The sequence below is a fragment of the Stenotrophomonas sp. SrG genome, from assembly GCF_050031795.1.
Taxonomy (GTDB): domain Bacteria; phylum Pseudomonadota; class Gammaproteobacteria; order Xanthomonadales; family Xanthomonadaceae; genus Stenotrophomonas; species Stenotrophomonas rhizophila_A.
The window spans coordinates 1-326 of the sequence record NZ_JBNBBE010000069.1 but is presented as its reverse complement, the minus strand read 5'-3'; the positions used below and the strand labels follow the sequence as shown (position 1 = coordinate 326).

Genomic DNA, 326 nt, shown 5'->3' with positions numbered 1-326 from the left:
CCCCACACAACATGGCAGCGGCGAAGCGCAGCAGAATCGACAGATCCTGTTCCAGTCCCATCCAGCTCTCCTCGGCAATGCCTCAAGCCTTGCGAGAGCGTCGTGGGAGTGCCGTGAAATCCGGCGTGAGCATGGCGTGCAGGAGCGGGCCAGGCCCGCCCCAGCCCCACGGTGTTTACTGGGCCAGGTAACCGCCCTCGATGGCGTAATACGTACCGGTGGCGAACGACGCGTCGGCACTGGCCAGCCAGGCCCCCAGCGCTGCCACTTCTTCCGCCTTTCCCAGCCGGTTCTGCGCGTGCGTGGCTTCCAGCGCCTTGCGTACG

At 66.3% G+C, this 326-nt stretch carries 1 protein-coding gene; it reads right to left on the bottom strand.

What is annotated here, in order from left to right; all coding sequences use genetic code 11:
- Nucleotides 1-175 precede the first annotated feature (175 nt).
- Nucleotides 176-326 (bottom strand): SDR family oxidoreductase (locus tag ACQG3P_RS19010; RefSeq protein WP_426805905.1); only part of this gene is annotated, 151 nt, incomplete at its 5' end.